This is a genomic window from Virgisporangium aurantiacum (genome assembly GCF_016863635.1).
Taxonomy (GTDB): Bacteria; Actinomycetota; Actinomycetes; order Mycobacteriales; family Micromonosporaceae; genus Virgisporangium; species Virgisporangium aurantiacum.
The window spans coordinates 133271-145806 of sequence record NZ_BOPG01000013.1; the positions used below are offsets into that span (position 1 = coordinate 133271).

Sequence of the window (12536 nt, forward strand, 5' to 3'; positions counted from 1 at the left end):
GCGACAGTTCGAACCGTTGCCCACCTGGTCCCGTATAACCACTGCAACGGCGGCCCGTGGAACGAGGAGTACAACGATGACCGCAACGAGTCAACCACTCACCCGGGCCAGGCCGGCCGTCCCACCGGCGACGCTCGCGCAGGCGGTCCTGTGGACCATCGTGGTCGTGAACCTGCTCGTCCTGTGGACGCTGTTCGCGATGTCCGACGGCGGCAAGAACACGATTCTCACGATCGCCAAGTTCTTCGGAATGCACGTCGCCCTGATCATGATGTTCCAGTTGCTCCTGATCTCCCGCCTCCCGTGGCTCGACCGGCGCATCGGCATGGACCGGTTGACCGTCTGGCACCGCTGGACCGGCTTCACGTTGCTGTGGTTCGTGGTCGCGCACGCGACGTTCATCGTCCTCGGCTACGCCACCCTCGACGGCGACCCGCCGTGGCGCACGTTCTTCGCGCTCGCCTCGGTTCCCGACACGCTGTTCGGCATGTCGGCGGCCACGATCATCGTGGTGGTCGCGGTCGCGTCGGTGCGTTACGCGCGTCGCAAGATCTCGTACGAGACCTGGCACGCGATCCACTTCCTGTTGTACGCCGCGCTGCTCTTGGGTCTGATCCACCAGTTCCTCGAACCGGCCACGTACCAGTCCACGACGTGGTCGACCGTCTACTGGTGGACGCTGTGGGCGCTGGTGCTCACCGCGCTCGCGATGGGACGCTTCGTGCTTCCCTTGTACCGCAACATGTATCACCAGTTCCGGGTCGCCGCCGTGGTGCCGGAGTCGGACAACGTGGTCTCGGTGCACGTCACCGGGCGAAACATGGACAAGTTCCCGGGCCACGCCGGTCAGTTCATGATCTGGCGGTTCCTGGGCCACAACCGCTGGTGGCAGGCCAACCCGTTCTCGCTGTCGGCCGCCCCGAACGGCCGCACCCTGCGTCTCACCGCGAAGGCGGTCGGCAAGACCAGCGCCGGGCTGCGTCACGTGCCCGTCGGCACCCGCGTGTTCGCCGAGGGTCCGTACGGAGCGTTCACCGCGATGCACCGCAATTCAGACGCGACGCTGCTGATCGCCGGCGGCGTCGGGATCACGCCGATCCGGTCGCTACTGGAGGAGTGCGGCGGCAACATCGTGGTCCTCTACCGCGCCGCCACCCCCGCCGACGCCGTGCTGTGGCAGGAGTTGCAGGCGCTGGCACAGGCCCGCGGCGCACGGTTGCACCTCCTGACCGGACGCACCGGCGCCGGCAACCCGCCGAACACCCCGTTCGAGCCGCCGAACCTGTTGCACCTGGTGCCGGACATCGTCCACCGCGACGTGTTCGTGTGCGGCCCACCGGCGATGACGAACGCGGTGCTGCAAACGCTACGGGCGCTGCGGGTGCCGAAGCGCCAGATCCACCACGAGAAGTTCGGCTTCGCGTAGATCGGTCCCACCGGTAGGTCTGTCACCCGGTGACGGACCTACCGGCGTGCGACCCGTCAGCAACGCGTGTCGTCGTCGATCCTGTGGGCCCGGTGCCGGCTCAGATTGAACCGGTACCACGGATCCGGCTGAGCCGGCCGCGCCGCCTCATCGCACGTCCGCCACACCGGCGGCACCTTCTCGATCTCTTCCGCCGCGTCCGCCGACAGGCTGTCCAGGAAAGCGGTGTCCAGCGGGTATCCGTGCTCCAGACGATCGATGTGCGTCCGCGCCATCAACGCCTCCGGATTGACCGCCGCCACTCCGATCTGCATGACCACCGCCGACGCGGTGACGGCCCGCGGCAGCCAGTTCGCGCGCAGCCGCCGTCCCGCGACGAGCACGAGGACGAACAGCAGCCCCAGCCACACTTCCACCGCGTACCCGAGCAGCCGCTCATGGGAGAACCCGTACGCGCCCGCGTACAGGTGTATCCGCTCCAGTGCGGAGGCCACGATCACGAGCGTCAGCCCGCACAGCGCCCCGCCGAGCCCCCGCAGCAGCATCCGGTCGCGCCGATCGGTCCGCCCCGCGAACCGGGAAAGCGCTGCCACCACGCCGAGCGTCAGCACCGTCACCAGGAACAGAAGCCCGAACCCGGTGCGCGCATACTCCGCGAAGTCGGGTCCGCGCGGGTCCAGCACGTGCTCCCGCCCGCCGAAGAGCGTGCCAAGCTGGGTGCCGACGAACACGGCGAACAGCGCCACCAACATCCCCAACGGCACCGCCCACTCCGCCGTCCGCAGCCGGGTACGTTCGTCGGGCGCCAGCATCTTCGTCTCTCCATCGTGGACGGTCGGCGCTCCGCACCGCGCGACGCGGGCGACCCCCGCCGCGACCGCCCCCACGAGCACGAACCCGAACAACCATCGGACCACCGTTCCGGCCGACAGGTCAGGAACCCAGCTGCTGATCAGCCGTTCGAACCGCTCGTCGGCTGCCCGGAACATCGCGCCGAACACCATCACGAGCACCAACCCCACCCCCGCCGCGGCAAGAACCCGCCACCGCCGCCCGTCCCCGTCGTCGGTGGTCGTCCGGGCCACCAGGCCGACGCCCGCCGGAACGGCGCGCGGCACCGCGAGCACTCCCAGCCCGATGCCCGCCCAGCTCCGCCCACCGGCGAGCGAGTAGGACCCGAGCGCCCCTGCGGCGAGCACGCACAGCACGTCCAGCCAAACCGCCGCCCGAATCCCCGGGATGGCGAGCAGCACCAGCGCCGCGAGTCCCGCCGCACCCTGCCACGCCCGATCGACCCGACCGGCTCGGCTGGCCACGCCGCCCCCGACCACGCCACCCCCGACCACGCCGCCCCCGACCACGCCGCCCCCGGCCACGCCGCGCCCGCCGGCCTCCGCTCCGGGCGTGCCGTCGGCCCCTACGCCCGCCGCCACGACCGACCCCGACTCCGCGTCGCCCCCCGCCGGCTCGTCATCCTCCCGCGCATCCGCCGCCACGACCAACCCGACCTGCGCATCGCCCGCCCTTACGGCAAGCGCTTTCCCCGCCCGCGCACCCACCTCCACGACCGACCCCGGCCGTTTGCCGCCCATCGGTACAGCAAGCGCTTTCCCGTCACGATGCCGGCGGGCCACCAGCGCGATCACCGCTACCGCAAGGCCCCCGATCACCCAGCCGATCCCGGTGTGGACGCCGGGGAAAGCGATTGCCCCGACCACCCCGGCTCCCAACACCCACCAGCCCAACCCGCGCCATCCCGGGCGAACCTCGCCGTCGTCCATGACATCCCTCCATACATCGGTCGCCGATATATGCCGGGCAATGTACACGAGGACGCAACGCTTGCCGAGTTATAACGGTGGCCGTAGTATTGACCCGTGACCGGTCCGCTGCAGGAGCCCACGTTCCTGATCCTCGCCGCGCTCGCCGAGGAGCCGGCCCACGGCTACGGCATCACCCAGTCCGTCGCTGCCATGTCGGACAACCGGGTCAGGCTGCGTCCGGGCACGCTGTACGGCGCGCTCGACCGGTTGACGGAGCAGGGCCTCGTGGAGCCCGACCGCGAGGAGGTGGTCGACGGCCGGCTGCGCCGCTACTACCGCCTCACCGATTCCGGTGCCACGCTCCTCACCGAGGAGGCGCAACGGCTGGCAGGTAACGCGAAGGTCGCGATGGCGGGGCTTCGGCGACGAAGCCGGGCAACGAAGCCGGGAGCCGCGAATGCCTGAGCCCACGGCGAGCGATTCGCCACCTGTCAGCGGCCAGGCGCACGCCTGCGAGCCAACGCACACCCGCGAGCCAACGCGCGGCAGCGGCCAAGCGCACAACAGCGAGCGGGAACACCGCAGCGGGCTGGAAAGCGCTTACCGCCACCTGCTCCTCGCCTACCCGCCGCGGTACCGGGCCCGGCGCGGGGACGAGATCGTCGACACGCTGCTGGCCGAGGCCGCCCCGGGACAGCGCTTTCCCCGGCTGGCCGAGGTGGTCGATCTCGTCCAGGCCGGTCTGCTCGAACGGTGCCGTGTCGGTCGGGTGCCGGGCCTCGCCGGCGGGCTGATCGCGGCCGCGCCGACCGGGCTGGCCCTCGCCGCCGGCATCGCCGCGTTCCTGTGGTGGCGCGTCGAGGGCGCGTCGGCGGTCGACGCCGCGGCGGGCCCGTCGACGGCGGCGACTCCCGTCGGTGGTCCCGGCACGCTCGGGCCGATCGCCTATGCTGCCTGGTTGCTCGCGGCCGGTGCGCGGGCCGTGCTCCCCGCCGCCCTGGGCCGGTTCGCGATCGCGGTCGCGTTGGTCACCACGGTCGTCGTCGTGCCGGTGCTCGCATCGACGCCGCTCGGCGAACGTCCACCGCTCTGGGTGCTGATGGCGCTTGCCGGGTTCGGAATCGTCGCCCTGCTCGGCACCGCACCGGGTCTCGGCGCCGGGCCGCCCACCGCCGAAGCCCGCCTGTGCGGGGCGGCCGGCGCGGTCGCGGTGGCGGTCTGCACCTCGACGCTCGCGCAGTCCTGGGTCGTCAACCCCGCCGGCTACTACGGTGCCACGATCGCGCGGGTCGGCGCCGTCGTGGTCGGTGCGGTCGCGGCCCTCGCGGTGATCGCGGCGTTCCACCTGTTCCATGGACGCCCTGCGCACGATCGCCTCTGGGCCGCCGCCCTGCTCGGCCTGCCGGCCGGATGGCTCGGCCCGTTCACCGGCACCGCGGTGGCGTCGCCGCACGCACCGCACTTCGGCCGGTTCGCCCAGGTGCTGCTCGCCACGTGCGTGACCGTCGCGGTGATGCACCGGCTGGCCCGCCATCCGCACCCGCAGCGTCCACAAGGGACGATCACCGCTCCCGGTGCCTCGCTCGCCCGCGCCGGCTGGCACGCCATCGGGACGGCCGCCGGTCTGGCGTCCTGGATAGCGCTTTCCTACCTGGGTATCACCGGCCCGTCCCCAAGCGCCGGCACCGGTCCGCCGCCGTACGTGCTGGCGACGATGGCCGTGCTGATCGTCGTCGGGCTCGCGGCGGGTGTCACCGGTTCGCCGGCCGGCGCCTGGCGACCGCTCCTCACCGCGTTCACCGGCACCGGCGCCGCGACCTGGCTCGTCGCCGTGTACGTGAACGACTGGACCGTCGGTTCCTGGCACGACTTCGGCCACACCGCCGCGGTCGCCACGGCCGTCGCGCTGGTGCCGCTCTCGGAGTGCGTCGTTGTCGCGGCCACCGTCCGCCGGGTGGAACGTCGCCGGGCGGCCACTCTTGTGCTGGTGGCCGCCCTCGGCTGGCTCATGGTCCTCACCATCCAGTACGTGCCCGGCTGGGCCCCGCCGCTGCTCGGCGCCGTTGCCTGCGTCGCGGCCGCGCAGATCCCGCGCCACCGGAGAGAATGAGAGTCGTCAAGCCGTCAGGGAACTCTGATCGTCGCGCAGGATGGCCAGATGCATCTCCCGCGTCACGCGGGCCGGGTCACACCCCAACTCCCCCGCCAGCGTCGCGCGCAGATTCTCGTACACCCGCAGCGCCCGTCCCGGTTCGTCGAGCGCGCAGTACGCCGACATCAACAACCGGCACGCCGCCTCGTCGAGCGGATCGGCGGCCACCCCGGCTCTCGCCGCCGTCACCGCCGTCGTGAGATCGCCGGCACGGATCGCCGCCTGGGCAACCATGTGGCGGCTCCGCCGCAGAAGTTCCCGGTGCGCGACGCGGGCCACCTCGGTCCACGTCGCGTCCGGCTCGTCGGCGAGCACCGACTCCGCGCCGATCAGGCCCAGCGCCGCGGTCGCGGCGCCGAGCGCACGCACCGGATACCCCGCCGCCAACCGGGTTCCGGCCGCCACCAACAGTTCCGCCGCCTCGTCGAGATCCGTGGTGACCTCGTCGCCGAGCCGGTAACCCGCCCGGCCGCCGACGATCAGGTCGGGGCCGAACGTCGACCGCAACCGGCTCACCAACGTCGCCACGTTCGCCGGTGGACGCCGCGGCGGACAGTCGCCCCACAACATCTCGACGATGCGGTCCATACTCACCAACCGGCCGGGTTCCACACTCAGCAACGCGATCAACGTCCGGGCCTTGCGACTGCCCAGATCCCCGCCCGCGTATCGACGCCCGTCACGGCAGATTGCCACAGGGCCCACCAGCCGCACACACACTTCCGTCATCGATCCCCCCTCCACCGTCAAAGGCGTGACATCGTGGGGCATCTGTGTGCCACGTGATGGCACACTCGACGGGTGATCGGTGGATTCGTCGGTCGTACAAGGGAACTCGCCATGCTGGAGACGGCCCGAACGGTCGCCCGGAACGGCGAGTCCTGTGTGGTACTCGTCACCGGAGAACCCGGCATCGGCAAGACGCGGCTGTGCCGCGAAGCGGCCGCCCGCGCCGAGGCGGCCGGCTTCGCGGTCGCCTGGGGATCATGTTGGCCCGACGGTGGCGCGCCGCCGTTGTGGCCGTGGCAACCCATGTTGAGCAGCCTCGATGCCGAGCTTCCGCCCGATCCGCAGAGCACCGGCGCCGGCCCGGAACGGTTCGCGCGGTTCTCCGCCGTGGCCGATCTGGTCGCGGCCGCGTGCGTCCGCTCCCCCGTTCTCCTCATGATCGATGACGCGCATGCAGCCGACCCCGGCGCAATGCTGCTCGCCCGGTTCGTCGCCCGCTCGCTGATCCGGCAACCCTTGCTGCTCCTGCTGAGCAGTCGGATAGTTGACCGTCCCGTCTGGGACGGGAGCGACGCGACACTCGTCACACTCGGCCCGTTCGACGTCGCGGAGACCGCGGAGTTCCTCCGGTCGCGCGGTTCTCCGGCACCCGCCGACACCGAGGCCCGCGCCCTGCACCGGTTGACCGGCGGGCATCCGCTGCACCTGCACCACACCGTGCGGGCGGGCGCGGCGCACACGAGCCTCCGCGCGGTGATCGACCGCGCGCTGGCCGGGCTCGCACCCGAGACCAGCCGGATTCTGCGCTGTGCCGCGGTTCTCGGCGCCGGTCCGGCCGTCGCCGACGTGTCGACCGTGGCCGTGGTCCCGGCCGCTGTCGTGCGTACGGCCCTCGCGTCGGCGACGGCCGCCGGTCTGGTCGACATCGAGGACGTCGAGCGCTTCGCGTTCAGCCACGAACTGGTGCGCGAGGTGCTGCTCGGAGAGATGCCGGTGCAGGAGCGGGTCGACGCGCACGCGCGGGCCGCGCAGGCGTTGCGGTCCACGGCTTCCGTGCGTCCGGACCGGCTGACCCGGTACACCTACCACGCGTTGCAGGCCGCGTCACGGTCCACAGCGGACGCCGAACACGCGGTGACCGCGTGCCGCGACGCCGCCCGCGCGCTGGTCGCCGCGTTCGCCTACGAGCAGGCGGCGGCGCTCCTCGCGTCGGCCTGTGACGCGCACGAGGTCGCCCGCCTCTCGTCCCCGTTGGCGCCGTTGCTGGCCGAGCACGCCGACGCCGTCCTCCAATGTGGACTGTTGACGGAGGCCCGCCGCCTCTACGAGCGGACCGCGACCACCGCCGACGCCGAGAACGACCCGGTGACGCTGGCACACGCGGCCATCGGCATCGGCGGCGTGTGGGTCAACGAGCACCGGACCCGCCTGGAGTGGGAACGGGTCGTGGGCCTGCAGCGCCGAGCGCTGGCCGGCCTGCCCGACTCCGAAACCGTTCTACGGCAACGGCTCGTGACCCGGCTGGCCGTCGAGGACGTGTACCGCGGCGGCCCGATCGGTCCGGTGGTCGCGGCCCTGGCCGCCACCCGGCGGCTCGACGACGGCGTCGCGCTCGCGGAGGCGTTGTCGTTGTGCCACCACGCGTTGCTGTCGCCGCCGCACACGTACGACCGGCCGGCGCTGGCCGACGAGCAGATCGCGGTCGCGTCGGCGGCCGGCGCGGGAATGCTCGCGTTGGTGGGTCTGTGCTGGCGGACCGTCGACGCCTTCCACGTCGGCGATTCCCATGCCACACAACTGCTCGCGGAACTGCGCGACCGGTGCGACGTGCTGGGTTGCCGGAGCATCCGTTACGTCGTCGATTCGATCGAGGTGATGCTGCTGATCCGCGCCGGCCGCCTCGACGAGGCGGAGAAGATGGCGGGCGCCTGTCTCAGCCTCGGCGACGAGGTGGGCGACGCCGACGCGCTCGGCTTCTACGGCGCACACCTGTTGACGATCCGGTTCATTCAGGGCCGCGACGCCGAACTGGTGGACACCGCGGCGGAGATCGCGGATTCGCCGACGCTGAACCCGGCCGAGTTCTCGTTCCAGGCGACGGCCGCCTGCCTCGCGGTGCGCGCCGGCGACCCGGGCCGCGCCCGCACGATGCTCGATCAGGTGACGGCGCCGGGGCTCGCCGCGCTGCCGCAGTCGAGCACGTGGCTGATCGGGATGCTCTCGCTCGCCGACGCGGCGTACGGGATCGGCGACGCCGGCCTCGCCCGGCAGGTCGAGGAACTCGTGGAACCGTTCGCCGGCCTGCCGATCACGCCGTCGCTCGCCGTGACGTGTCTCGGCTCCGCCGAACGGATCCTCGCGCTCACCGGGCTGACCCGTGGCGATCAGGACGGCGCGGTGGCCGCCTTCGAGCGTGCGGTCGACGCGACGCGGCTGCTCGGAAACCGTCCCATGACCGCGGTCAACACGGCTGATCTCGCCCTCGCGCTGGTCGCCCGGAACGCGCCCGGCGATCGCGCCCGTGCCGCCGGGCTCCTCGCGTCGGCCCACGGCGAGGCCGTGGCGATGGGGCTCGATCGACGCGCGGCGCAATGGGGTGACGCGCTGGCCGACCTCACCGAGACCGCGGCGACGATCGTGCGGACCGGCCGGCAGTGGGTTCTCACTCTCGACGGGAAGCGGGCCGTGGTCGCCGATCGGGTCGGTGTGCGGTACCTGGCCCAACTGCTGACGAGTCCCGGCCGGCCGATCTCCGCGCTGCGGCTCACCGGCGTCGACGACGCCATCGGCGCACCGGCCCAACCGGTCATCGACGAGCGCGCCCAGACCGAATACCGGCGGCGGGTCGCCGACCTCACGACACGGGAAAGCGCGGCGGAGGCGGCCGGCGACACGACCGCCGCGGCCGCGCTGCGCAAGGAGCTGGACACCCTGCTCGACGAGTTGCGCCGCAGCACCGGCCGGGGCGGGCGCAGCCGGCGCTTCGCCGACGCCGGCGAGCGGGCCCGCACCGCCGTCCGTAAGGCGATCAAGCGCGCGATCACCGAGATCGGCGAGTCCGAACCCGCCCTGGCGGCCCTGCTCGACGAGACCGTCGCGACCGGGACGACGTGTGTCTACACACCGGATCCCGTGCGTCCGGTGGCCTGGAGCGCGTAGGCCGCGGCGGTCCCGGCTGCCGGGACCGCCGCGGAAATCACGCGTGGCGGCGCGACTGCAGAACGAAGAACCGACCGGTGACGAACGCGGCGTCGGCATAGGCCGCCGTCGCGGCCGGGTTGGCGCCGGTGCCGTGCAGGTCGCTGAACGCGGCCGTCTGGTTGACGAACACGCCGCCGGTCAGGTTCTCCGACAGGTGCACGCCGGCGTCGAGAGCGGCCTCGCGTGCCGCGCCGATCACGGCGTCGTCGGTGGAGTAGACCGACGCGGTGAGCGCGCCGTGCCGGCGCACCGTGTCCCGGAAGATGCGCAGGCTCTCCTCGGTGGACCCGGTGGTGATGAGGAAGCTGACCGGGCCGAACCATTCGCTGGTGAACACCTTCTCGTCGCCCGCCGACAGGTTCACCACCAACGGCGTGCGGATCGTGGCGTCGGGGTTGGCGGGGTCCTCGACCTTTTCGGACGCACGCACCACCGTCCCGTACGACGGCGCCTCCTCCAGGCGTGACTTCACACCGTCGTTGACGATCGCGCCGAGCGTGCCCGCTGCCCTGACCGGATCGCCCAACAGCTTGCCCAGCGCGGCCGACAGGTCGGTGCCGAACTCGTCGGGGCTCTTGTGACCGGCGTCGGTGCCGATGCCGCCGGACGGCACCAGCAGGTTCTGCGGCGTGGTGCACATCTGTCCACTGTAGAGGGACAGCGAGAACGCGAGGTTGCGAAGCAGGCCCTTGTAGTCGTCGGTGGAGTCGACGATCACCGTGTTGAGGCCGGACTTCTCCGTGTACACGACGGCCTGGCGGGCGTTGTGCTCCAGCCAGTTGCCGAACTCGCTCGATCCGGTGAAGTCGATGACGCGCACGCGCGGGTCGGTGGCGAGGGTCGCCGCGATCGCGTCACCCGGTTCCTCGGCGGCGAGCGTGACGACGTTCGGGTCGACGCCCACCTCCGCCAGCACCTCGCGGGCCACCTGAACGCTGATCGCCAGCGGCAGCACCGCGCCCGGGTGCGGCTTGACGATCACCGGGTTGCCGGTGACGAGGCTCGCGAACAGTCCCGGGTAGCCGTTCCAGGTGGGGAACGTGGTGCAGCCGATCACCAGCGCCACCCCGCGCGGCACGACGGTGAACGTCTTGTCCATCGCGAGCGGGTCGCCACCGCGCTGCGGCTTCTCCCAGCGGGCCGCGCCGGGGATGCGGACCGACTCGGTGAACGCCTGGACGGTCGCCTCGAGCGCGCGGTCCTGCGCGTGCGGGCCGCCGGCCTGGAACGCCATCACGAACGCCTGTCCGGTGGTGTGCTGCACCGCGTGCGCCAGCTCGAAACTGCGGGCGTTGATGCGGCGCAGGATCTCCACGGCGACGCCGGCCCGCCCCTGCGGACCGACGGCCCGCCACTGCGGCAGGGCCTTCTCCGCGGCGGCGAGCAGCGCCTCGGCGTTCGCCCGCGGGTAGCTGACGCCGAGGTCGAGCCCGTACGGGGAGCGCTCGGTGCTCACCTGACCGGTGGCGCCGGGCACCTCGACCGGAAAGGGCTTTCCCAGCAGGGCACGGAACGCGGCCTCGCCGTCGGCGGCGGCCGTTTCGCCGTACACGGACTTGCTCGGCGATTCGGGGAACGGACTCCAGTACTCGCGGGTGTCGAGTGCCGTGCGGGCGCGATCCAGCAGTTCGCGGTGGCGCTCGTACAGGTCGGCCGGGCTAAGGGTCGTCATGGGACTCCAGGCTCCTCTGGCTGAAGACAGCGGTACCTGATTCCTACCAGAGGTCGGGCCGGATCCGCGCCGCGTCGTACAACAGCCGACGATCACCGCACCCCGTGCATGAGCCGGCGGATCACGGGGATCAGCGCCAACAGAGCGATGCCGAACGCGATCGCCACCGCGCCGAGCACCCCGAAGTAAGCGCTTTCCCGATCCTCGCTGTAGTAGCGGGCCAGCGTCCCGCTCATCGCCGTACCCAGCGCGATCGACAGGAAGAACAGGGCGACCATCTGGGTGCGGAAGCGGTCCGGCGCCAGTTTCGTGGTCACCGACAGGCCGACCGGCGAGATCAGCAGCTCGGCGACGGTGAACACCAGCAGGATCCCGACCAGCGCGAGCAGCGGCGCGCTGTTCTCCCCGCCACCGGCCAGCGGCAGGAACAGCAGGAACGCCAGCCCCATGATGATCGTTCCGGCCGCGAACTTGACCGGGGTCGACGGTTGACGGTCGCCGAGCCGTGTCCACAGGGCGGCGAACACGCCCGCGAGCACGATGATGAACACCGGGTTGATCGACTGGACCCACGACACCGGCATCTCCCACCCGAACAGGTCGCGGTCGAGGCGGGTGTCGGAGTAGATCGTGACGACCGTGAACTGCTGCTGGTACAGCGACCAGAACACGGCGCTGGTCACGAACAGCGGGATGAACGCCACCACGCGCTGCCGCTCGACCCGGCTCAGGTGCCGGTCGGCCAGGATCACCGCGAGGTACGCGACCGCCGCGACCGCGCTGACCACGACGACGATCGTCGACAGCCGCCGCGCCGGCAGCAGCCCGGCGATCGCGAGCAGCGCGACGGCCACCACGATGAGCACGCCGATCCCCACCGCCATGAGCCGGCGGTTCTCCGGCAACGGGTTCGGCACGTCGCGGCCGACGTCGCCGAGCCGGCGCCGGCCGAGGGTGTACTGGGTCAGCCCGAGGGCCATGCCGACCGCCGCGAGCCCGAACCCGTAGTGGAAGCCAACATTCTGTTGAAGCAGCCCGGTGAGCAGCGGACCCATGAGCGCGCCGATGTTGATGCCCATGTAGAACAGCGAGAACCCGGCATCGCGGCGCTGATCGTCCGGCGCGTAGAGCGAGCCGACGAGCGACGTCGCGTTCGCCTTGACCCCGCCGCTGCCGAACGCCACCAGCACCAGGCCGACCCCGACGCCGGCGAGGCCGGGCAGCAGCGCGAGCGCGATGTGACCCGCCATCACCGTCACCGCGCTGTAGAACAGGACGCGCTCGGCGCCCCACACGCGGTCGGCGAGCCAGGCGCCGAGCACGGTCGACAGGTACACGAGGCCGCCGTAGGCGCCGACGATGCTGGTCGCCGTCGCCTTGTCGATGCCGAGGCCACCCTCGGCCGCCGAGTAGTACAGGTAGATCAGCAGGATCCCCTGCATGCCGTAGAACGAGAACCGTTCCCAGAGCTCGACGCCGAACAGGTTGGCCAGCGCCGGCGGCTGTCCGAAGAACGTGCGTTCACGAGGGGCGGTGGGCGCGACACCGGTCGTCATAGATGTGTGTCTACCCACAGCCGCACGAACATCACTC

General features: G+C 71.8%; 8 protein-coding genes. 4 read left to right on the forward strand and 4 right to left on the reverse strand.

Annotated elements, in window-relative coordinates; genetic code table 11:
- The first annotated feature begins 76 nt into the window (after nucleotides 1-76).
- Nucleotides 77-1426: a ferredoxin reductase family protein gene (locus Vau01_RS12900; RefSeq protein ID WP_203991364.1), complete on the forward strand. Its 1350-nt coding sequence runs from the start codon at nucleotides 77-79 to the stop codon at nucleotides 1424-1426.
- Between the two features lie 56 nt (nucleotides 1427-1482).
- On the opposite strand, the gene Vau01_RS12905 is transcribed toward Vau01_RS12900, so the two are convergent.
- Nucleotides 1483-3207 carry a DUF4153 domain-containing protein gene (locus Vau01_RS12905; RefSeq protein ID WP_203991367.1) on the reverse strand — a complete coding sequence of 575 codons (1725 nt, stop codon included), beginning with the start codon at nucleotides 3205-3207 and terminating at the stop codon, nucleotides 1483-1485.
- Between the two features lie 96 nt (nucleotides 3208-3303).
- Between Vau01_RS12905 and Vau01_RS12910 the strand changes: the two genes are divergently transcribed.
- On the forward strand, nucleotides 3304-3654 hold the full coding sequence (locus Vau01_RS12910) for a PadR family transcriptional regulator (protein WP_203991370.1): 351 nt from the start codon (nucleotides 3304-3306) through the stop codon (nucleotides 3652-3654).
- A complete protein-coding gene (locus tag Vau01_RS12915) occupies nucleotides 3647-5299 on the forward strand; it encodes a serine/threonine-protein kinase (protein WP_203991373.1) in 1653 nt (550 codons plus the stop codon). Before Vau01_RS12910 ends, Vau01_RS12915 begins: the two co-directional genes overlap by 8 nt.
- Before the next feature lie 6 nt (nucleotides 5300-5305).
- Here Vau01_RS12915 and Vau01_RS12920 read toward each other — a convergent pair whose 3' ends face one another.
- Nucleotides 5306-6070 (reverse strand): AfsR/SARP family transcriptional regulator, encoded by a 765-nt coding sequence (locus Vau01_RS12920; protein WP_203991375.1) that lies wholly within the window; start codon nucleotides 6068-6070, stop codon nucleotides 5306-5308.
- 72 nt (nucleotides 6071-6142) lie between these two features.
- On the opposite strand from Vau01_RS12920, the gene Vau01_RS12925 reads away from it, so the two are divergent.
- Nucleotides 6143-9229, forward strand: coding sequence for an AAA family ATPase (locus Vau01_RS12925; protein ID WP_203991378.1), 3087 nt, complete (start codon nucleotides 6143-6145; stop codon nucleotides 9227-9229).
- 37 nt (nucleotides 9230-9266) lie between these two features.
- On the opposite strand, the gene paaN is transcribed toward Vau01_RS12925, so the two are convergent.
- Together paaN and Vau01_RS12935 are read right to left on the reverse strand one after the other, a co-directional pair.
- Nucleotides 9267-10943, reverse strand: coding sequence for a phenylacetic acid degradation protein PaaN (gene paaN / locus Vau01_RS12930; RefSeq protein WP_203991381.1), 1677 nt, complete (start codon nucleotides 10941-10943; stop codon nucleotides 9267-9269).
- A 92-nt stretch (nucleotides 10944-11035) separates the two neighbouring features.
- The gene (locus Vau01_RS12935) at nucleotides 11036-12499 is read right to left on the reverse strand and encodes a peptide MFS transporter (RefSeq protein ID WP_203991383.1); all 1464 of its coding nucleotides are present in this window, start codon (nucleotides 12497-12499) and stop codon (nucleotides 11036-11038) included.
- Nucleotides 12500-12536: the final 37 nt, after the last annotated feature.

Excerpts from the sequence above, each read along its gene's own strand:
- paaN (WP_203991381.1), bottom strand. The coding sequence starts at position 10,943 with ATGACGACCCTTAGCCCGGCCGACCTGTACGAGCGCCACCGCGAACTG.
- Vau01_RS12935 (WP_203991383.1), bottom strand. The coding sequence starts at position 12,499 with ATGACGACCGGTGTCGCGCCCACCGCCCCTCGTGAACGCACGTTCTTC.
- Vau01_RS12920 (WP_203991375.1), bottom strand. The coding sequence starts at position 6,070 with ATGACGGAAGTGTGTGTGCGGCTGGTGGGCCCTGTGGCAATCTGCCGT.
- Vau01_RS12915 (WP_203991373.1), top strand. The coding sequence starts at position 3,647 with ATGCCTGAGCCCACGGCGAGCGATTCGCCACCTGTCAGCGGCCAGGCG.
- Vau01_RS12905 (WP_203991367.1), bottom strand. The coding sequence starts at position 3,207 with ATGGACGACGGCGAGGTTCGCCCGGGATGGCGCGGGTTGGGCTGGTGG.
- Vau01_RS12900 (WP_203991364.1), top strand. The coding sequence starts at position 77 with ATGACCGCAACGAGTCAACCACTCACCCGGGCCAGGCCGGCCGTCCCA.